This is a genomic window from Dolichospermum circinale AWQC310F (genome assembly GCF_000426925.1).
GTDB classification, from domain to species: Bacteria; Cyanobacteriota; Cyanobacteriia; order Cyanobacteriales; family Nostocaceae; genus Dolichospermum; species Dolichospermum circinale.
In genome coordinates this window covers 282,610-302,868 of record NZ_KE384663.1, presented here as the reverse complement: position 1 = coordinate 302,868, position 20,259 = coordinate 282,610, and the positions used below count along the sequence as shown (strand labels likewise).

The 20,259-nt window shown below is 35.0% G+C and carries 18 protein-coding genes; 10 read left to right on the top strand and 8 right to left on the bottom strand.

Annotation, left to right across the window (positions count from 1 at the left end; genetic code table 11):
• The 3 genes from ACIR310F_RS21225 to ACIR310F_RS0101795 form a co-directional block, all read right to left on the bottom strand.
• Positions 1-1,410, bottom strand: a 1,410-nt coding sequence (locus tag ACIR310F_RS21225) for a DUF1565 domain-containing protein (RefSeq protein WP_231387353.1), incomplete at its 3' end; no start/stop codon positions are given.
• 189 nt (positions 1,411-1,599) lie between these two features.
• Positions 1,600-1,923: a hypothetical protein gene (locus ACIR310F_RS0101800; protein ID WP_028082352.1), complete on the bottom strand. Its 324-nt coding sequence runs from the start codon at positions 1,921-1,923 to the stop codon at positions 1,600-1,602.
• 377 nt (positions 1,924-2,300) lie between these two features.
• Positions 2,301-2,957, bottom strand: a complete 657-nt coding sequence (locus tag ACIR310F_RS0101795; RefSeq protein WP_028082351.1) for a LabA-like NYN domain-containing protein — start codon at positions 2,955-2,957, stop codon at positions 2,301-2,303.
• Between the two features lie 737 nt (positions 2,958-3,694).
• Here ACIR310F_RS0101795 and ACIR310F_RS0101790 point away from each other — a divergent pair.
• From ACIR310F_RS0101790 to ACIR310F_RS0101755, 8 genes are all read left to right on the top strand, one after another.
• The gene (locus ACIR310F_RS0101790) at positions 3,695-4,525 is read left to right on the top strand and encodes a squalene/phytoene synthase family protein (protein WP_028082350.1); all 831 of its coding nucleotides are present in this window, start codon (positions 3,695-3,697) and stop codon (positions 4,523-4,525) included.
• Between the two features lie 60 nt (positions 4,526-4,585).
• Positions 4,586-6,046 carry a hopanoid biosynthesis associated radical SAM protein HpnJ gene (gene hpnJ / locus ACIR310F_RS0101785; RefSeq protein ID WP_028082349.1) on the top strand — a complete coding sequence of 487 codons (1,461 nt, stop codon included), beginning with the start codon at positions 4,586-4,588 and terminating at the stop codon, positions 6,044-6,046.
• A gap of 98 nt (positions 6,047-6,144) precedes the next feature.
• Positions 6,145-7,218, top strand: a complete 1,074-nt coding sequence (locus ACIR310F_RS0101780) for a DNA-methyltransferase (RefSeq protein WP_028082348.1) — start codon at positions 6,145-6,147, stop codon at positions 7,216-7,218.
• A gap of 43 nt (positions 7,219-7,261) precedes the next feature.
• Positions 7,262-8,734 carry a restriction endonuclease gene (locus ACIR310F_RS26530; RefSeq protein WP_231387352.1) on the top strand — a complete coding sequence of 491 codons (1,473 nt, stop codon included), beginning with the start codon at positions 7,262-7,264 and terminating at the stop codon, positions 8,732-8,734.
• 55 nt (positions 8,735-8,789) lie between these two features.
• Positions 8,790-9,638 (top strand): hopanoid biosynthesis-associated protein HpnK, encoded by an 849-nt coding sequence (gene hpnK, locus ACIR310F_RS0101770; protein ID WP_028082346.1) that lies wholly within the window; start codon positions 8,790-8,792, stop codon positions 9,636-9,638.
• A gap of 144 nt (positions 9,639-9,782) precedes the next feature.
• Positions 9,783-10,172: a hypothetical protein gene (locus ACIR310F_RS0101765; RefSeq protein WP_028082345.1), complete on the top strand. Its 390-nt coding sequence runs from the start codon at positions 9,783-9,785 to the stop codon at positions 10,170-10,172.
• Between the two features lie 111 nt (positions 10,173-10,283).
• A complete protein-coding gene (locus ACIR310F_RS23465; protein ID WP_028082344.1) occupies positions 10,284-11,336 on the top strand; it encodes a pentapeptide repeat-containing protein in 1,053 nt (350 codons plus the stop codon).
• Between the two features lie 152 nt (positions 11,337-11,488).
• Positions 11,489-12,523 carry a molecular chaperone DnaJ gene (locus ACIR310F_RS0101755; RefSeq protein WP_028082343.1) on the top strand — a complete coding sequence of 345 codons (1,035 nt, stop codon included), beginning with the start codon at positions 11,489-11,491 and terminating at the stop codon, positions 12,521-12,523.
• Positions 12,524-12,619: 96 nt separating this feature from the next.
• On the opposite strand, the gene ACIR310F_RS0101750 is transcribed toward ACIR310F_RS0101755, so the two are convergent.
• Genes ACIR310F_RS0101750 through ACIR310F_RS0101740 form a run of 3 tightly spaced genes read right to left on the bottom strand, consistent with a single transcriptional unit; the run spans position 12,620 to position 16,027 of the window.
• Positions 12,620-13,678: an ATP-binding protein gene (locus ACIR310F_RS0101750; RefSeq protein WP_028082342.1), complete on the bottom strand. Its 1,059-nt coding sequence runs from the start codon at positions 13,676-13,678 to the stop codon at positions 12,620-12,622.
• Positions 13,671-14,627 (bottom strand): WD40 repeat domain-containing protein, encoded by a 957-nt coding sequence (locus ACIR310F_RS21210; RefSeq protein WP_028082341.1) that lies wholly within the window; start codon positions 14,625-14,627, stop codon positions 13,671-13,673. Before ACIR310F_RS21210 ends, ACIR310F_RS0101750 begins: the two co-directional genes overlap by 8 nt.
• Positions 14,624-16,027, bottom strand: a complete 1,404-nt coding sequence (locus tag ACIR310F_RS0101740; protein WP_028082340.1) for a P-loop domain-containing protein — start codon at positions 16,025-16,027, stop codon at positions 14,624-14,626. The genes ACIR310F_RS21210 and ACIR310F_RS0101740 overlap by 4 nt, the downstream gene beginning before the upstream one ends.
• A 218-nt stretch (positions 16,028-16,245) precedes the next feature.
• On the opposite strand from ACIR310F_RS0101740, the gene ACIR310F_RS0101735 reads away from it, so the two are divergent.
• Entirely contained in the window at positions 16,246-16,557 is a 312-nt protein-coding gene (locus ACIR310F_RS0101735) for a TRADD-N-associated membrane domain-containing protein (RefSeq protein WP_028082339.1), read from the top strand.
• A 323-nt stretch (positions 16,558-16,880) separates the two neighbouring features.
• On the opposite strand, the gene ACIR310F_RS0101730 is transcribed toward ACIR310F_RS0101735, so the two are convergent.
• Both ACIR310F_RS0101730 and ACIR310F_RS0101725 read right to left on the bottom strand, forming a co-directional pair.
• Positions 16,881-17,264 carry a DUF2237 family protein gene (locus ACIR310F_RS0101730; protein ID WP_028082338.1) on the bottom strand — a complete coding sequence of 128 codons (384 nt, stop codon included), beginning with the start codon at positions 17,262-17,264 and terminating at the stop codon, positions 16,881-16,883.
• An 80-nt stretch (positions 17,265-17,344) separates the two neighbouring features.
• Complete coding sequence (locus ACIR310F_RS0101725; RefSeq protein WP_028082337.1) at positions 17,345-18,973, bottom strand: cyclic peptide export ABC transporter; 1,629 nt, start codon at positions 18,971-18,973, stop codon at positions 17,345-17,347.
• 1 nt (position 18,974) lies between these two features.
• Here ACIR310F_RS0101725 and hpnI point away from each other — a divergent pair, with 1 nt between their 5' ends.
• Positions 18,975-20,153, top strand: coding sequence for a bacteriohopanetetrol glucosamine biosynthesis glycosyltransferase HpnI (gene hpnI, locus ACIR310F_RS0101720; protein WP_051289440.1), 1,179 nt, complete (start codon positions 18,975-18,977; stop codon positions 20,151-20,153).
• Positions 20,154-20,259: the final 106 nt, after the last annotated feature.

The window sequence follows — 20,259 nt, the reverse complement described above, 5'->3', positions numbered from 1 at the left end:
GGCGCGGGTAATTTCCCGCAGCGGTTCTAATTGATCTGGTTGGGGATAATTCACAACTAATAAATTTTGGGTAGCTACGGCAGCGGTCTTGGTGGCATAACTGGGAATTTGGGCGCGATCGCGGTATACCATTAAGATTTTAGGATTACCACCACTCAATTTTAAACCGTTGACAATGGAGACTAAAGCTTGAATTTTTGTTAAATTATTTTCTGGTCGAAATGTGCCATTGGGAAACCCTGTCAAAAAGCCGTTCTCAGCAGCACTGGCTATCGCTTTAGCCGCCCAAAAGTTCGATTTGACATCTTTGAATCTATCTAGTTGGTTGCTCTGAGGAAGTTGGAATGTTTTAGTGATCACAGCCGCATATTGAGCGCGGGTAATTGGTGTGCCTGGTTGGAAGGTCCCGTCGGGAAACCCGCTGATAAAACCTTTGCTAACCAAGGACTCCGCAAAAGCAACAGACCAATGTCCTTCTAAATCAGCAAATCTGCTACTAACTCCTATTTGACTGGGGGTATTAACAGTAGCAGTGATGAAGTCTATTGATCCCATCACCTGGGCAGGATTTAATTGATTACCAACGGAGATGATTTTTTGATTTGTAAAATTTTGTAAATCGAATTTCCCCTGTTCCCGAAAAATGTTGTCAGCAGGATCTTGGGGATTTCCTAAATCGGGAACGGCATTACCATTGACTAACAAACCTCCTTGGGTATTACTGACAATCAGATTTCGTCTTAATACGGGTCTAGCATCACGAGCAAGGGCGATCGCTGTCCCATTTGCTGAAAGTTGATTATTTGCCACTAAAGGGGCTGCAAAGTCACTAATGGCTATACCTAAAGGATTGTTTTGAAATACATTTCGCAGCACTTCCCCTTTACTATTCCTAGCCATGACTAACCCACTGAATTGATTATTAATAAATAAATTATCCATAATGCCCGGTTTAGCATTGCCAGTAGTAAAGATTCCTTCTCTAGCACAGTTCTTAAATGTACTATTGGCTACTGTAGGAACTGATGATTCAATCCAAACACCAGTACCTTTGGCTATGGTATTAATCACGGTTACACCTAAGAGACTGGCATCACCTCGTAATAGTAAAGTGATATTCTGTAACCCGAAACTAGAGCTTTGATATTCCCCACTACCAGAAATGATCATTTCCTGACCTTTATTGGCTTCATTTCCTACTACCAATACCCCCGGTGGAATGATTAGGGGAAATACCTCTCCAGTTGCTGTTCCATAAGTTCCATTGGCTAACTGAATAATTGTTGATGTTTTTGCCTGTTTTAGGGCGCAGGTAATACTTTTCAAGGGATTGAGACGAGAACCTGTATTACTATCCTTTCCTGTAGCAGGGTTCACATAGAGTGTAGCAATAAGACTAGAATTAACCATTGGTTGTCAAACTTGTATGGTTTAAATGGTGACATCCATAATTAACCATACTTTTGACACACTGAAAATTTCAAGTTGATAATTTTAGTCAAAATCTAGTTTATCTAGAAATGTGAGTTTCTGTGTGAGAACGCCTATTGAGGGAATGGGTCCTAAAATTCAAATTCCTAGATTGTTACCGCTGAGAATTTAAATATGACAAAATAAATCATGATAACACAGCCAATCTTCATGTACTGAACTTAAATAGTAGGAAATACCAACAGCGAATATTGTTAAAAGTACAGGTAATAGAACAGTAAATTCTAATTTGCCTTTTTTAACTACTTCTAAGCAAGAGATAACGATAGCTACAGGCCAGAAGATAGTGGTAATGATGAACATCATCAAGGATAAAAATTTATCCTCTGGAGAAGATACAGGGTAACGGAGTGAAAAAATTAACCAATTAGTAAAAAAATATGCAGTCATTAGCAAATAGCTAATAACTAAAGTTAACTGGATTTGATTCACAGCACTTACTCCTTTAATAATATAAGTTCTCACAAATACATCTTAAATAGATATATTTTGAGTGAATACTAAAAACACATCAATCAGCAATCATCTTTGATTTAAAGCTGAATTTTAGAGTATAGTTATTATACTCATCAATGTTAATTAGCCGTTTCTAGACTGGTATAGCATAGATATTAAAAAAGTGGCAAATAAAATGAAAAATTAGATACTCTCCAAGTCAAAAATTCAATATTAGTATAATAAATGTCTAACTATTTAGCAACGATAATTCACAAATACTTGATTTTGGTGTGAGAAAAAGTTATGGATTGGGAATTTAAATTGGGAATTTAAAACTGCTAATTAGAAGGGTATTACAAGAAGTTCGATAACTACGGCTGATACAAGAATGAATCCTTTTTAAGATGTTGTTTAATACTGTCAAAATCAGTAAATTCATCAGCCACATCAATCAGATAGTCACTAGTTGTTGTTTGCAAACCAATTACTTCTACTCTAGCTCCCATACTGCTAACTGCATTGACAGCATAGGATAGATCTCCATCTCCACTGACCAAAATAGCCGTGTCATAATACGGTGCTAAAGTAATCATATCAACGGCAATTTCCACATTCAGATTTGGTTTTTTGTAATTATCTACAACTACACTCATATCTTTAGTAAATACACGATAGCCATTGCGACGCATCCATAATAAAAATCCCTGTTGCCTTTCGTTGCCAATATCCAATCCTGTATAGAAAAATGCACGTAACAACCGAGAGGTTTTAGTTAAGCTACAAAGCAATTTTACATAGTCAATTTCAATTCCCAATTGCAACGCGGTCTGAAATAGATTTAATCCGTCAATGAAAATTGCAACGCGACCACGATTGTCATCATCATTTAATGCAGTATTGTTAACTGTATTGACTGGATTAGATTCTTTCCCTTTAATAGTGCCTTTAGTAGTTGGACAATACCTTTGAGGTTTTTCTTTAAGTTCTTTATATTCGTTGCTTTTTTTGCTAAGATGATTAAACTGCATTGATACCTCTAGATACTATTATAGGGATGTTACGGGTAAATCGAAAGTAGTGCAATCTTGACTAACTTATGGACACTGCCCTAATTATAGCTGTAGCCAGGTTAATTAAGAGATGATTAATCATGGAAACCTAGAAATAATCAGGATTTCACCCTTGCCTTGTGCCTCTTGCCTTGTGCTATAACTTAACAGTTATCAGGTAGATTTTAGGCAATTTTTAGCAAGTAAATAGATATTTTGCAATTTACCTGCACCTATTTTACACAAAATGCACGCTTTTGGAAAAAATTTACTATTTATTCAAGATTTTTCAAATTATATAGCAAGAAATGAGCGCAGCTGCAAGAGGAAAGTAGATATGCAGTCAGTTGTGACAAAAAATTAAGATCAGATGGGATTTATGTAGGGTTGTTATTAAACTTAGTCTTTAAAACTACATAAGTTTAATAGTAGTAGATTTACTTAATATTGCCGATAATTTTTTTCCAGGGTATGAGCAGTGGATTAAGAGTTTGTCCTGTAGCAAAAATTCTTGTCACCAAAACCTTATATACTAGACTAAACTTTGATAAACTTGAGACTCGTGTTAACTAAGACACGATAAACTATTAATTCCTAGATTAAATACTAGGATATTTATGGTTTGTACGGTTTAGTAAAAACTAAATCCAGTATCATTGAAAAATCAAAGAAAAATCAAAAATCGTGTGTGGTGTGAAAATCAAGGAGTGAACAAAATGGATTTACGTGGAGATGCGTTGCAAATCCTCAAAGAGACTAGTAGAACTTTTTATATCCCAATTAGTATTTTACCATCAGGATTACAAGAAGCAGTGGCATCAGCATACCTGTGTATGCGGGCCCTTGATCAAATTGAAGATGATCCAATTTTGGATAATCAGACCAAAAAACGCTTGTTGCAAAATATTAGCCTCATATTGCAAGCTGGAGTAGATGGTTTTTCTCTGGATGCTTTCTCCGTAGGGTTTAAAGGTTACGAAAATTCTTTACAAGAAGTTAGTTTACGGATTAGAGAATGGTCAATATTAGCACCTGAAAGTATTGCTCCGCGAATTTGGGATGCAACGGCAGCAATGGCTGATAGAATGGCTTATTGGGCAGATAAAAATTGGCAAATAGAAACAGAAGCGGATCTAGACCGTTATACCTTTGGGGTAGCCGGTGCGGTAGGCTTGTTACTCTCAGATTTATGGAACTGGTATGATGGAACTGAAAGCAACCGGACTCAAGCTATAGGATTTGGTAGAGGTTTACAAGCGGTAAATATTCTCCGCAACAATTCTGAGGATTTAACTCGTGGAGTAAATTTTTTCCCGGTGGGTTGGAATAATGACAATCTTCAAGAATATGCCCGTCGCCATCTCATCTTAGCAGATGCTTATACCAAATCCTTGCCAAAGGGACCGGCTTTACAATTTTGCCAAATTCCCCTGGCTTTAGCTCATGGTACTCTTGATGCTTTAGCAAATGGCAAGGAAAAACTCAGTCGTAGTGATGTTGTTTCACTGATTGAAAATTTGATGGGTGTAAATGCTAAGGCTAGTTAGGTAAAAATTATCAATTTACTCAAAAAAATAAAAAATTTGTGTGTAAGAGGTATTCAATTCATGAAAACTACTTTGTTTTTGAGTCCACCTTCCTTTGATGGTTTTGATGGTGGTGCGGGAGCGCGATATCAAGCAAAACGGGAAATTACTTCTTTTTGGTATCCCACTTGGTTAGCACAACCAGCGGCTTTAGTGCCTGGTAGTAGGTTAGTTGATGCACCTCCCCATGGGCAAACGGTGGATGATGTGCTGAAAATTGCCAAAGATTACGAGTTAGTAATTATGCACACCAGTACGCCTTCTTTAGCGAATGATGTCAAGTGTGCTGAAGCTATCAAACAGCAGAACCCCAATGTACAAATTGGCTTTGTGGGGGCGCACGTTGCGGTTTTACCAGAGGCTACTTTGCGGGAAAATCCGGTTATTGATTTCGTCTGTCGCAATGAATTTGATTATACCTGCAAGGAATTAGCAGAGGGGAAACCTTGGGATGAAATCAAGGGGTTAAGTTACCGAGATAAACTAGGTAATATCCACCAAACTGAAGAACGGCCTTTAATTCATGACTGGGATGCTATGCCTAGTGTATTGCCAGTTTACGCCCGTGATTTGGATATTAGCAAATATTTCATTGGCTATTTGCAACATCCTTACATATCTTTTTATACTGGGCGGGGTTGTCCGGCTAAATGCACTTTTTGTTTGTGGCCGCAAACCATTGGCGGACATTTATACCGTCATAAAAGCCCGGATGCTGTAGGTAGAGAAATGGAGGAAGCCAAGGTTTTATTTGGGGACAAAGTGCGGGAGTATATGTTTGATGATGATACTTTTACCATTGATAAACATCGAGCGATCGCAATTAGTCAACATCTGAAGCGACTGAATTTAACTTGGAGTTGCAATGCCCGGGCTAATTTAGATTATGATACCCTCAAAACCTTGCGAGATAATGGTTTAAGGTTGTTATTAGTAGGTTTTGAATCTGGTAATCAACAAGTTCTGAATAATATTAAGAAGGGTATTAAGTTGGAAGTGGCGCGAGAATTTATGAAAAATTGCCACAAACTTGGTATTACTGTCCATGGGACTTTTATTATTGGCTTACCGATAGAAACAAAAGAAACTGTAGAAGAAACAATTCGCTTTGCTTGTGAATTGAGTCCCCATACAATTCAAGTTTCTATTGCTGCACCTTATCCAGGTACAGAATTGTATGACCAAGCGCGAGAAAATGGTTGGTTTGCGAATGAATCTTTAGTAGCAACTTCCGGTATTCAAACTTCAACTTTGCAATATCCAAGCCTTTCCAGTGGCGAAATTGAAGACGCAGTAGAAAGAATGTATCGTAAATTTTACTTCCGTCCCAAAGCGATTATTCCTATAGTGCGGGAAATGCTTGGAGATAGACAAATGTTAGTGCGTCGTTTGCGGGAAGGTAAGGAGTTCTTTGCTTATTTAAGTGAACGTCGGACGCAATCAGTCGCACACGCGCAACCTCAGAAAACTGCTGTTGTTTAGGTTGTATAATGTAATGATGGCTAATTTATTGTCATCAGAATTAATTGTAGGGATGGGGTTAATTCCATCCTTACTACTACACAAAATTTTGAATTAATATGCAAAGTAATTTTACTGCTTACTACCAAACAGAATTTGGCGCTGCTTATTTAGGAAATAGTCTGGAATTAATGACAGATATTCCTGATGAAAGTATAGATTTAATTTGTACATCTCCACCATTTGCACTACTGAGAAAAAAAGAATATGGTAACGTTGATGCTGATGAATATGTAGAATGGTTCAAGGATTTTGCAGTACAATTTCACCGCATTCTCAAACCTACAGGTTCATTAGTAATTGATATTGGTGGGAGTTGGGTTAAGGGAATACCAGTTCGTTCTCTTTATCATTTTGAACTTGTTGTTTCTCTGTGTAAACCACAAAAAAAGGGTGGATTAGGTTTTTATTTAGCACAAGAATTATATTGGTATAATCCCGCAAAACTTCCTACTCCCGCAGAGTGGGTAACAGTTCGCAGAGAAAGAGTTAAAGATGCTGTAAATACTATTTGGTGGCTGTCTAAAGAACCCCATCCTAAAGCTAATAATAGAAGAGTTTTAAAACCTTATAGTCAAGCAATGAAAAATCTTCTTAAAAATGGCTATAAACCTAAATTAAGACCATCAGGCCATGATATTTCTGATAAATTTAGTAATGATAGAGGTGGTGCTATTCCTCCTAATATTATTGATGGACGTTCTAGTATAGATCAAGAGGAAATGGGACAACCAACTCCAATTCCAGAAGATTTATTCTTAGCAGTTAACATGATTTCTGCTTCTAATACTGCTTCCAATGATTATTATCAAATACGCTGTAAAGAGGAAGGTTTTAAACCACATCCAGCCAGATTTCCTCAAGCTTTACCAGAGTTTATCATTAATCTTTGTACTGAACCAGGAGATATTGTCTTAGATCCTTTTGCTGGTTCTAATATGACAGGTAGAGTGGCAGAAACATTACAAAGAAAATGGTTGTCTTTTGAAATAGATGAAAATTATGTTAAAAGTTCACAATTGAGATTTGAAAAAAATGCTCCTTTGGTTGTTGAACTCCCAGCAGATTTATTAGCTATTGATTTAGAAAATTCTTTTAGTAAATCACAGACTATTCAGTTAGGATTATTTTAACAGCAGTGACAAATTAAATTTTACTATGTTAGGTAAATAGCAAATGGAATCAAACAACAATACCAAAAAATTAAAAAAATTTACTTATGGGGATCAATTTGATCCAAATAAATTCTCATTAATTGAAATTCTAGAATTATGTAAGAAGTGTCAACCCAATCGGGATATTCTAGAAGCTAGTATTGCTGAACGTTATTTTTCTCAACATTCTCAACAAACATCATCTAAACTAGCATCAGAAAATATTGGTAAATTGGCAATGAATTGTTTCTTATCAATTAGAGCATATCAACTAATTGAAGACTTACAGCAATCACGTCAATATAAACTTACTTCTCTAGCGGAAGAATTTTTATCTAATACTGAGAATAGTTCATTTGTAAATCAAAGATTTGCAGGACATATATTAAATAATTTAGCAGGAATGGCTTTATTAAAAGCCATTGATGTGCTTAATAGTCGAGGGGAAGAACCACAATTAGAAGCAATCAGCTATGAGTTGCAAGAAAGGGGATATTCAATATCTCCTAATTGTACTTATGTAAGTACCATGAGAAGTTGGTTATCTCTAGCAGGTGTTTTTGAAAGGAAAACGGAAATTAATTGGGATATTGTTTCTGATATTTTAGGTATTAATAAAGATTTTATTGATGAACTTTATGCACTAAATCCAGAGCAAAAACACTTTTTATTGAGTCTAATAAACTTAAATATACAAGAATTTACACCAGCTAATAAAATAGCACAACATACAAGAAGTATTTATAAATTAAGACTCACAACTAAAAATTTAGTGAAAGATGTAATTCAACCACTGGTAAATTTTGGGTTAATAGAAACAGAAAAAACTACAGATGGTAGAGGTGCTAAACCTAATAATGTCCGATTAAGTAACAAAGCTAGAAAGGAAATCTTAGCACCATTATTAAAATCTATTGCTAATGAAACGAGAATTTCAGAGATTGAACTTAATCGCACTTTTGATGATGTTGTCAATGAATTAAATCATCCAGATAAACATATAAAAGGTAAAGCATTAGAACTTTTAGCAATTTGGATGATCCGTCTTACCAGTTTAAGGTTTACAAAATGGCGTAGTAGAGAAAATGGCAAAGGAGAAGTTGATGTTTTAGCAGCTTCCGATAGGTTTGTTTATAGTCGTTGGCAAATTCAATGTAAAAATACAGCTAAAGTTGATATTGATGTTTTAGCTAAAGAAATAGGTTTGACATTTGTTACAGGGGCAGATGTGGTTATGGTTGTGACAACTGGAGAGTTTACAAGAGATGCTTATCAATATGCTTATAGAATGATGGATGTATCTCGTTATTATATGATTCTGTTGCAGAAAGATGATATTGAGGCTATTAAAAAAGATAAAACAAGTATTGTAGAAATTTTGGATAAAAAAGCTAAAAGAGTATTTTCTAAAAAAGAACTGGATATCTCAGATGAAGAATTAAATGAAATTGAACAAGAAGAAGATTCGATAGATGAATTGATAGAAGATGATTAAGATAATTTTTTTTATAAAAAAACAATTCTAGTACAATTAGTGGATAATTAATCCTATGAATAAATCTCATTTTCTTGTTATTAACGCTGATGATTTCGGATTTTCCCATGATGTGAATGCTGCTATTATTCAAGCTCACGAAGAAGGTATTTTAACTAGCACTAGTTTAATGGTAACTGGTGATGCGGCACAAGAGGCGATCGCTTTAGCAAAAAATCATCCTCATTTAGCGGTTGGTTTACATCTGGTTTTAGTTTGCGGTAAATCTGTTTTACCACCTGCACAAATTCCCCATTTAGTAGACTCTCAAGGTAATTTTTCCCATAACCCCACCCAAGCCGGATTAAATTATCAATTTAATCAAGCTACCCGTGCAGAATTGCGGTTAGAAATATCTGCTCAATTAGAAAAATTCCGTGATTCTGGTTTAAATCTGGCTCATGTTGATGGACATTTACACCTTCATGTTCATCCGGTAATTTTGAATATTTTAACAGAATTTGCAGCAGAATTTAAGATTAAATTCATTCGTTTACCTTCAGAAGAATTGACCAAAAATCTCAAAATTGATAGACGTAATTTACTCACTAAAATAATTTGGTCTATTGTCTTTGGACAATTAAGAAATTATGGAGAAGGTTTATTAAAAGCTCATCATATTAACTTTGCTGATAGAGTTTATGGATTATTACAAACTGGTAACATGAGTGAAGAATATTTACTGAGTTTGATACCGCAAATTGAAGCCGAGTTAGTAGAGATTTATGCTCATCCTGCTTTGGTGAATACAGATACAAATAACGGTGGTGAAATAGAATTAAAAGCTTTGTTAAGTCATAAAGTGCGAGAATTGCTGACTGTGAAGGGGTTTGAGTTGAGTAATTGTGCAAAAGTGATTCATTGATGATGGGGTATTGATAAGAACATCAAAATGAATACATATATTTGCTTGATTTATGTTTTTTTGCTTAAAAAAATTTATTATTCTGATACAAGACATATATACTGACTATGGTATAGTTGGTTTATTCTAGTTAAGGTTACACTTATGACAGACAAAGTTTTATTTCCATCTGCATGGGATAATTTAACTGCTGATGATCAAGAGTTAGCAAAAGAGTTGACGCAATCAATTTTAAGAGGTGAAAAATCTACTCAACTTTTATTGCAATTACTAAAGAATGAAACAATAGATGATGAATTGAGAGAAGAAGTAAAAAAAATCAGCAATCATACATTTGACTTTGACATTATTACTCTTGATGATAAAGAGGAAAATATAGAAACTTTAATGCCAACAGATGAGGGTGAAACTCCAAATTTAAAATTTAAGGCTACAGTATTTGCTTTAGCAAAAAGACAGTGTGATAATCTTTGCCGTAATGCGAATACTCCTGAAAAAATAAAAGCTTGTAAAAAATGCCTAGCAGGTCTTTGATTATCAATAGATATTTCCAAAAAATAATGTAGAGACGTTTCAATGAAACGTCTTCCTTAGCATTTACAAGTTTGGTATATTCTTAAAAAATCACGAAGATATATTTGAGCAATGAGTACAGATAAATCTAAACAACAGAATAGTTTTCAAGTGGACAAACATTTACATTTGCAAGAACTAGTAGAAGTTAAGGAACTGCGAGAGAAATTTTTGATTATTGCAGAAATTTCTGATCCTTTAACTCGTGAATACCAATTTGCATTGTTAGAGAAAGATGCGGAAAAATCCGGTTTATCTGCTGAAACTTACCGTCGTTTATATGAAACTTATCTTCGTAATCATAAATTCATTCCCCAATATCCGCCAAAATGGTGGATTTTCAAAGAATGGATAGAGTGGGCTGCAAATTTTCCTAAAGCAGTTTTATTCAAAAAAATCCTGATTACAGCTTTAGAAAAAGGGGTTTTAATTGGTTTAATTTCAGGAGTATTTAAATATTATTGGGAAGCACCCCAACGAGAAAAACAAACAGAGTATCAAGCTTGGACAATCATTAACAATGGTAGTGGAAAAAATGTTAGTGGTGGAAGAATTTCAGCTTTACAAGACTTGAATAAAAACGGTGTTGAATTATGGAACTTAGTTTTAGATGAAGCTAATTTAAGCGGAATTAAATTAGAGAATGGCAAGCTTGCTCAGACAAGTTTTAAAAGTGCAATATTGGAATGTACACAAGAAAAATGTAGTAATTTGAGAGAAGCCAACCTTTATCAAGCGCAATTTCAAAAGGCTCGTTTATCTGACATAGATTTGCAAGGGGCAGTTCTCTTTAAGGCTAATTTTGAAAAAGCATACTTAAAGAAAGCTAAACTACAAAATTCTCATCTTTATCTAGCTAGTCTGGAAAAGGCAGAAATTCCTGGTGCAAAGTTTAAAGGAGCGGATTTAGAAAATACAAATTTCAAAGATGCTATAATATGTGGTGATATCTTTGATGAATCTACCGGGTCTACAAAAAATAGTTGTGCTAATTTTATTGGAGCGAAAAATTTAACACCTGAACAAGTAAAATCTACAAAAAATTGGGAAAAAGCCTGTTATGATCCAGAACTAAGGATAAAACTAGGTTTACCACCTGATAACCCTGATGATTGTCAAAAGTAACTTAAAATAATCAGGACTTACGCAAAATATCTCTCAAATCCTCATTTCTCCGTGACCTCTGTGCCTCTGTGGTTCGTTATTCCATGAATCTTGCGTAAGTCCTAATAATAAATATATTTCTTTTATCAACCCTAAGCTTAATTGTATCTGCCATGCCACGCAAAACAAAAACAGCATCCTCAACCACAGTAACTCCCCTAGCACTATCTGACTTACATCTTCAGTTAGAGGGTTTAGAAAAAGAACACCAATCTCTATTAAAGCAGATTAAAAGAAAGCGTGCAGAATTAAATAACTTTATTGAAAAAATGCGTTCTTTAACAAAAGAGGTATTTCATAAAGCCAGTCCTAACATGAAAAAAATGGCAGAATTAGATGAGGAAATTCATGCTTTATTTGCGGAAATTTTCACTACAAGAAAACTGGGAAAACAAACTCAGAAAAGGATAGAATCTTTGTACAGAAGTTTGCAAATGGGAGGAATTATTAGCTATAAAGCCACTGAAGAAGATCAAGAATTAGAGGAATTATCTGAAAATGATAACTTTCAAGAAAATCATCAAAGTCGTCAATATTGGGAAGCAGAAAGAGATTCAGAATCCCCTGTGGGTAAAACAGATGAATCTAGAAAGGTGCGACAGATATTTTTGCGGTTAGCGGAGATATTTCACCCTGATAAGGTTAAAGACAATGAAACCCAAATGACTCACACAGAAATTATGAAAGAAATTAATAAAGCTTATCAAGAGGGGGATTTAGCGAGACTTTTAGAAATTGAAAGGAAGTATGAAGTAGGAGAAATCATTGATAATAATAGCGAAAATGATTTAAGTCGTAAATGTAAAACTATAGAACAACAAAATCAAATTCTCAAAAATCAGTACGAGAAATTGAAGCAAGAACTCCGGTTAGCAAAAAATACCCCAGAAGGAACAATGGTTGCTGACTACAAAAAAGCAACTAAACAAGGTGTTGATTGTATTGCATTAATGCTGGAAACCATGCAAACTCAAATTAAGATGGTTGCGGAGATTCGTGATTTTGTTCAAGACTTTAAAGATAAGAAAATAACTATTAAAGAATTTCTCGCAGGTCCCGAAAGTCTCCGTTCTACCCAAGAGGATATGATGGAAGAACTACTGGAAAAAATGATGGAAGAATTTGGGGAGATGATGAATTTTAGTTAGATTTTGCACCAAAACCGCCAAAATTAGACAAATTAAGGTGAGTATTGTAAGGTGCGTTACGCTGTTGCTAACACACCCTACGTATTTTTGGGGAAATCACGAGGGGATTGTACCTAGAAGATATAACCGGAAACTGTGATGATATAATTGATATTTAGTTTCTTTATTTGTGTGTGTTTCTTGCAGAAATTCTAACCAAGTTTCCATAATTTCTGCCACATCAAAAACATCAGCCTTGATAATTTGACTAATAGCTACCGTTGACATCGGTTGAGTTTCTTCAGCAGTTAAAACCCGCAATATATTTACAGCAACATCAGATAAACCCTCACCTTGCATCTTTTGCCAATGTTGTTGATAATAGGTTTCTAAATATGGGGGAATTTGCTCAAAATTATTGACAGAATAAAAACCATCAGCCATAGCTTTCAAAACTTCCTGCACATACATAAAATTATCTTCATTTTCATTAATTAATTCAATTATATTTCTCTGTGAACTCTGTGTCTCTGTGGTTCGTTTCTTCCGAATATATGCTTTAATATCCTGCCGATTTTCCACTGGATAATCTGCTAAATCTAAAACCTGTGATGGTGCTTCAATTAATAAACCACTATGGGACTTTTTATAAGGACGACGAGCGAAAATAAAATAAATTTGATCCGGTAAATATCGCGGTAGATACAATAAATTCGTTCCTACAGCTTGACTATTTATATCAATTCCATCCAAACCATCAATGACAATAATTATTTTCTGATCTGGTAAATTCTCGCTGACTTGTTGCAACAAAGTAGAAAATAACCAACTTCCCTCATGTGCATTGATAAATCCTGTCTCTGTCATGGTTTGCGGGGAGGGTTGGGGAGGGGTGCTAGATAAATTCTCTAACAATAAATTTAACTGTGTACAAACCTCTGGAAAAAATGCCTCAACTCGATTTTTACCGGCAATTTGGGCATTGTAATAAATAGTATGGGGATTTTGGCGCACAAATTGGGCAAGAATGGCACTTTTACCGCTACCGGGAACACCCACAATGGTGAAATAACCCTTGGGGTAACGGTGGAGAAAATTATTAATAGCAGAAAAGACAAAATCACGACCAACAAAATTTTCACTCTTGACTGAAGCAGAGAAAGATAAACTATTCATCTGTCACCTTTCCTTGCAAACGCAGAAAATGTAACCTTCCTGATGATTCTCCTGCTACGATTGTAACACCATCAGGAGCAACAGCACAGCAGGTTATGGGACTTTCTCCGGTGAAAGTTGCTATTTCCTTTCTGGTTGCTAAATCCCAAATTTTGATAGTCTTGTATGAACCAGAAATCACGGTTTTTCCATCGGGTGTCAGTGCGATCGCATTTACCGAGTTACTATGACCTTGAAGGGTGAACTTTTCTGTTCCTGTTCCCACATCCCAGATTTTGATAGTGTTGTCAGCAGAACCAGAAATCACGGTTTTGCCATCGGGTGTGAGTGCGATCGCTCTTACCGATGAACTATGACCTCTTAGAGTGAACTTTTCTGCTCCTGTTCCCACATCCCAGATTTTGATAGTCTTGTATGAACCAGAAATCACCGTTTGTCCATCAGGTGTGAGTGTGATCGCATTTACCGAGTTACTATGACCTTCTAGAGTACGAATTAACCCACTACCAGGAGGTCTGAGGCTACCTATTAAACTATATAAACCTATATTTTGATCTGTGGCGATTTGTGCTAATAAATTTTTAATTTCTGGTAAATCAAAATATGTTAGTCGCGCTGATAGCTGTCCCTTGAGTTGTTTTGGATCTTGATGTATTATGTGTGTTGACCTAAATAAAGCCCTTGGAATTAATTTTAATGCTTTGACGGTTTCCGCATATTCTGAATTATTCCTGATTTCGGGATTATCTAATAAATCATAATCTTCAATCAGTGATTGTACTCCAAATAAGGGATGATTAATTTTCGCTTCAATAAAGTAGTAGTTCGATAATAATTTAAACAGTTCTGGATATTTTTTACCATCTAATAATAACCGGGGATATTCACCTAAAAACTGTTCTTGTGCTTCCTCTGACTTTTCATCAAACCAACTGCGAAAGTTACTCATAGTGTTAATCCCTCACCCATATTATTAGCAACTTCCGCGCTAATTTGTGGTAAACTCACCCCCGCAGCTTGAACAATATCCTGACGTTGTAAAAAATCGCGGAAACTTTCATGATAAAAGCGATAACGGGGCGGTTGATAGGTTTTTTGTTCCTGTAAAAACTGTGTCCAATCTTCGAGAACTTCCTGGACTGTGAGATCATCTTGCTGGGAATATTTCACAATCATCTCACGGGATACGGCACTTTTTAAAGCACACATCACATAAATAATTTTAATTTTATCCTTGGGTAAAGGTTTCTTAGTCATTCCCATAATCCGCCAATGACTCTCATAATATCCCTGTAAACCTGCGGGTAATTGTTCTAGTTTTTCATCTTGATAAAATCCATCTGCAATAGCTTCTAACACATAGCGTAAATACATGAAATTATTTTCACTTTTAGCAGCGATAGTATCTACAAATTTTGGTTTACTTAAATCATTTTGTTGATTAATCCACTTTTCTAAACCTGCTTTATATTGTCCTAAACTGAGAAATTCTAAAATATAGGCTTTTACATCATCATTACTTTTATCCTGATATGCCCTCAAATCTAATTCTTGATATTTAGTATCAGGGGAAAGAGTTAATCTTTTCTCATCTGGATTATAAGGTCTTCTGGTGAGAATCAAGTAAACTTTTTCCGGTAAATACACTGGTAAATTTAATAGATTTCCGTTGTCATCTTGATCAACTTCATCTAAAGCATCAATGACAATTACTAAATTTTCGGAAGCAGATAATTTTTGACTAGCTTTAATTAATAAAGTTGATAAATCATCATTTTCTACATTTTGTAAATCAAATCTTTTGGTTAATTGTTGACGAATTAATCTCAGAAATACATCGGGACGATTTCTACCTTCAGCGCGAATATTAAAAAAGCAAATTGTTCCGGGATTATCTTTTATATATTTGGCTGCAATGGCACTTTTACCCATTCCCGCATCACCAAGAATGGTAAAATAGCCGTTTTTGTGATCTTTAATAAATTGATTAATGGCATTAAATACAAATTGACGACCACAAAATAGTTTTGTTTTATCATCAATTACGGTTTGAAATTCTGTAGGGATAGTGACAGGATCCCAGTTATCAACTATATCTGATGGTGTTAGTCTTTCATCTCTACCCTTGTTTTCAAGTCCTTCATTTATAGCCTTCACCACATTTTCTATAACGTATCTATCAACTTCTTGAACATTTGGGCGATTTTGTCCTACTAAATATTTAATTATATCTTGAGTGGTATTTGCTGTTGTTGCTAGAGTTTCTATAGTAAAACCTGCGTTTTTATATGCTGCTTTGAGTTTACCTTTACCTGACTCACTAGCTTGGACTTTTACCAGTTTATTCATAAATATGTATTGGTGGTAGATTAACTTTTTTAGACTATAGCAAATATGGATTATTGTTGTCTAGGGAATTTGGGGTATTTTTATTTCCCTAAACTCCCTAAAATTTGGGGAAAATTTTTCACGAATAAAACCCTTTTTTCTCTGGTTCATTGTGAGAAATATCAATAGGATATCAATAGTTCAACAAATTACCAAGTTCATGAAAGGAGATAACAGCTATGTTTAACCTGTTTAATAAATCCCACCCTCAAAACTATCAAATCACCAAAGAACAACAAAGTCAAATTGTCAATGAGTTAATTAGGCAATGTCAGCTAGGATACAACGTTAAAACTGCCATCAGTACAACATCAGCTATTATAACTTTTATGAGTATCATCTTGTTCTACACTGGCAAAATCGAACAAAGCCATCTTAACATCGGTATTGGTGTAATGTCTAGTGTGGTTGGTTTTAAATCTGCCAATGATAGCAAGAAGGAATTAAAGGAAATGTTACAAAGCTGTGAAATAGTCAACAACAGAAAATAAAGGTATTTTTCCCCTAATACCAATAAATTATTTTGTAGGGGTAAAGCATAAGCTCATAGGTGTCAACTTAGGCTACAGATGGCTTATTTGTTGGCTTCCACACCCACCCAGAAATGAATTTCCGGGCTAATAAGTAAAGTTTACTAAAGTAAACTGGGGATTTTTAGTCATCTTCACATCTTCAGATGACTTTTGCTATTAGACTGGGAATTCATTCCCAGACGGGGTATGGGTTTTACGTTAAGTTGACACTAATCAGCTTTTGCTTTACCTCTACCCGCGTATTTTTATCATTACTAAAATGATTTGCTAATAATTATTAATTAACCATTTTCCTCATTACGAATTACGCGATGTTTTTCTAAATCTGCTAAATCACAAACTTCTAACGCCCTAGCATGAGTAGCTTCTAAAACTACGGTCGGTGCAACACCATCTTCTAGCGCTTCTTGCCATCTGGCAGCGCATAAACACCAAAAATCACCAGGTTTTAAACCAGGAAAACTAAAATAAGGTGCCGGTGTACTCAAATCATTACCCTGGGATTTAGTATATTGTAAAAATTCCTCTGTCACTTGAGCGCAAACCACGTGCATTCCCAGATCTTGACCACCGGTAGTACAAAATCCGTCACGGTAAAAGCCAGTCATGGGAGAAGTACAGCAAATTTCTAATTTTGTTCCCAGTACGTTTTTAGGTTCTGTCATTTGATTTTAGATTTTAGATTTTAGATTTTGGATTGATTTCACGGCCACTTGTACCATTAAGGTATTCTTGGTTATGATTCCTAAGTTTGTGGGAGTTTATCAAATTCAATTTGACCGTAGTTTAATTTAATAATTCTATCAGCTAAATGAAAATAATGATCATCGTGACTAATAACTAAAATGGTTTTTCCCTGTGCTTTTAATTCTGGTAATAATTGAGTATAGAATACATCTTTGAATAATGGATCTTGATCAGCAGCCCATTCATCAAATAGATAAATTGGGCGATTTTCTAAATATGCTGTTAATAATGCGAGGCGTTTTCGTTGTCCTTGAGAAAGGGCTGTGGTGGAAAGTTGCCCATTTTCGATTTTGACTTTATGATCCAGTTGCAATTTCTGTAAATATTTTTGGGCTTGAATATCTAAGTTAGGATTTGCTAATCCTAGTAGTTCTTCAAATAAGTAAAAATCTGAAAATACTACAGAGAAATGTTGGCGATACCATTCGCGGTTGGCTTCGGTAATCAAATTTTTATTTAAGATAATTTCCCCATTGTCAGGAATATATAATCCAGTAATTAGTTTAGCTAAAGATGATTTACCGCTACCATTTCCACCAACAATAAAAACTAACTCTTGGGGATAAAGAGTAAGATTAATTGGACCAAGAATAAAGCTATTATCTTGTTGATCTGTGTAGTAAGCATGAGTAACATTTTTGAGTTGTAAACTGTGCCAATTTGTGAGAGAATTAGGAGGTGTAGTGGCAACTTCAGCCCGACTAGCTAAGGATAACCCTAAAGATTCAATTTTTTGTAACGCTACGCTGGCCTTACTAATTAATGGTAAATTATTGGAAATATTATCCATAGGCAACATTAAATAAGTAAAGGTGAGAATGTAACCAGATAAAGTTTCCGCATCAATGGCGAATAAATGTGGTAAAATGAAAAGGACAAAACCAATGGCAAAGAAAAATATTAATTTTCCCCAACTGGTAGTTGTGGCAAATAAAATTAAACCTTGGACATTATGATTTCTAAATCTACTGGCTGTGGCTTCTAAACGATGAGTTAGGAAAAATTGCCGCCTGTAATAATGTAGTTTGAGTTCTTTAATTCCTGCCGTAATTGTGCTAAAATTTTTAAATAAAATGTCTTGATCTTCCCGCGCTAAAGCTAATAATTTTTCCCCTCTATCTAATAGCCATTTACAACTACCAATAGCTACTAGCATTAAAACCAAAACCATGATAAACACTAACCAAGATAGCCAAGTTATATATAGTAAACATCCTAAAGCCATGGACATATCAATACATAAAAAGGGAATCACATATACAGCATTAGCTACCGCTTGAACATCTTCTGTTAAAGTTGCTAATAAGCGAGGATTTCCTAATTGTTCTAAATGACTTAATTCCGATGCTAATATTTGCCGACTTAACCGCATTCGTAATTGTAAAACAGCATTTTGAGATAAGCGAATTAACATGATTTGGGAAATTACGCCGGTAATTAAGGCAACGAGAACTAAAGCAACGAAACCCCAGGCTATAGTTGTCAGAGGTGAAGTATTGCTTTGACTCGCAGCACTACTAATTAAAGCAATTAATCCCGCACTACTACCACCACTCAAAAAACCTGTAATAATGGCTATTGCTACCATTTTCCAAGCAGAACGTAAAAGAAAGTAAATTAGATTCATTATGTCAATTGTTAATAGTCAGTTGTCAGTTGTTTTAGTCCCTGACTCCCTTCCCTTAATGTTAATTCTTTGTTTATCAGCTATCTTATTTTACACCTATGGGGTTTATACAGCGATCGCTTTTTTGCGTAACTCTCCCCCCATAAACCCAGAATTTCATCCCCCTGTCACCATTCTCAAACCCCTGTGTGGTCTTGATAAAGGGACTTACACTAACTTAGCTTCATTTTGTCAACAAGATTACCCCCAATATCAAATTATTTTTTGTGTTCGCAGTTCTACAGATACTAGTATAGAATTAGTTGACCAACTCAAACAACAATTTCCAGAAATAGATATTACTTTAGTAATAAATGATTATGTTCTGGGCGCAAATTTGAAAATTAGTAATTTAGCTAATGCTGTCACCATTGCTAAATATGATATTTTATTAATTGCTGATAGTGATATTCGTGTCTGTTCGGAATATTTAAAAACAGTCATTCAACCATTACAAGATGAAAAAATTGGTGTTGTTACCTGTTTATATCGTTCCACAGCCCAAGGAATAGCTACCATGTTAGAAGCTATTTGTACAGCTACAGATTTTCAACCCAGTATTTTAGTCAGCAAACAATTAGAGGGGATAAAATTCGCTTTGGGATCAACCATTGTTATCCGTAAAACAACATTAGCAAAAATTGGCGGTTTTGCAGCAGTGGCCGATTATTTAGCAGATGATTATCAACTCGGTTATTTACCAACCCAAGCAGGGTATAAAATTGCATTATCTCACTATATCGTAGAACACGCACTAGGGCATAGTAGTTTATTAGATTCTATTAATCGTCAAATTCGTTGGGCGCGTTGTATTCGCGTTTCTCGTCCTTGGGGTTATCGGGGATTAGTATTTACTTTTGGGACAATTTCTAGTTTACTATTATTAATAACTAGCAGTGGTTCTATTCTGTCTTGGTCGGTTGTTTCTATAACTTTATTCATGCGACTAATTATGGCTTGGATCATGGGGGTGAAAGTTCTCAATGACGCAGTTACTAAAAAGTTTTTCTGGTTAATTCCCTTTGCGGATATAGTGAGGTTTATAATTTGGTGTTGTGGCTTTTTTGGTAATACTATTGAATGGCGAGGGACAAAGTTTAAATTAGTTAAAGATGGTAAATTAGAAATGATTGATTACTAGAGTATATTTTAACAGTATTACAGTATAGGACTCCTATTTGATTTTTGATAGCTTGGGTGGCGTAGCCATACAAGACTCAGTAGGTATCAATTCTGTCTTTCTTCCT

What these genes read in the sequence shown, in the direction of transcription:
- ACIR310F_RS0101795 (WP_028082351.1), bottom strand. Translation starts at nt 2,957, where the DNA reads ATGCAGTTTAATCATCTTAGCAAAAAAAGCAACGAATATAAAGAACTT.
- ACIR310F_RS0101790 (WP_028082350.1), top strand. Translation starts at nt 3,695, where the DNA reads ATGGATTTACGTGGAGATGCGTTGCAAATCCTCAAAGAGACTAGTAGA.
- hpnJ (WP_028082349.1), top strand. Translation starts at nt 4,586, where the DNA reads ATGAAAACTACTTTGTTTTTGAGTCCACCTTCCTTTGATGGTTTTGAT.
- ACIR310F_RS0101780 (WP_028082348.1), top strand. Translation starts at nt 6,145, where the DNA reads ATGCAAAGTAATTTTACTGCTTACTACCAAACAGAATTTGGCGCTGCT.
- ACIR310F_RS26530 (WP_231387352.1), top strand. Translation starts at nt 7,262, where the DNA reads ATGGAATCAAACAACAATACCAAAAAATTAAAAAAATTTACTTATGGG.
- hpnK (WP_028082346.1), top strand. Translation starts at nt 8,790, where the DNA reads ATGAATAAATCTCATTTTCTTGTTATTAACGCTGATGATTTCGGATTT.
- ACIR310F_RS0101765 (WP_028082345.1), top strand. Translation starts at nt 9,783, where the DNA reads ATGACAGACAAAGTTTTATTTCCATCTGCATGGGATAATTTAACTGCT.
- ACIR310F_RS23465 (WP_028082344.1), top strand. Translation starts at nt 10,284, where the DNA reads ATGAGTACAGATAAATCTAAACAACAGAATAGTTTTCAAGTGGACAAA.
- ACIR310F_RS0101755 (WP_028082343.1), top strand. Translation starts at nt 11,489, where the DNA reads ATGCCACGCAAAACAAAAACAGCATCCTCAACCACAGTAACTCCCCTA.
- ACIR310F_RS0101750 (WP_028082342.1), bottom strand. Translation starts at nt 13,678, where the DNA reads ATGAATAGTTTATCTTTCTCTGCTTCAGTCAAGAGTGAAAATTTTGTT.
- ACIR310F_RS21210 (WP_028082341.1), bottom strand. Translation starts at nt 14,627, where the DNA reads ATGAGTAACTTTCGCAGTTGGTTTGATGAAAAGTCAGAGGAAGCACAA.
- ACIR310F_RS0101740 (WP_028082340.1), bottom strand. Translation starts at nt 16,027, where the DNA reads ATGAATAAACTGGTAAAAGTCCAAGCTAGTGAGTCAGGTAAAGGTAAA.
- ACIR310F_RS0101735 (WP_028082339.1), top strand. Translation starts at nt 16,246, where the DNA reads ATGTTTAACCTGTTTAATAAATCCCACCCTCAAAACTATCAAATCACC.
- ACIR310F_RS0101730 (WP_028082338.1), bottom strand. Translation starts at nt 17,264, where the DNA reads ATGACAGAACCTAAAAACGTACTGGGAACAAAATTAGAAATTTGCTGT.
- ACIR310F_RS0101725 (WP_028082337.1), bottom strand. Translation starts at nt 18,973, where the DNA reads ATGAATCTAATTTACTTTCTTTTACGTTCTGCTTGGAAAATGGTAGCA.
- hpnI (WP_051289440.1), top strand. Translation starts at nt 18,975, where the DNA reads ATGTCAATTGTTAATAGTCAGTTGTCAGTTGTTTTAGTCCCTGACTCC.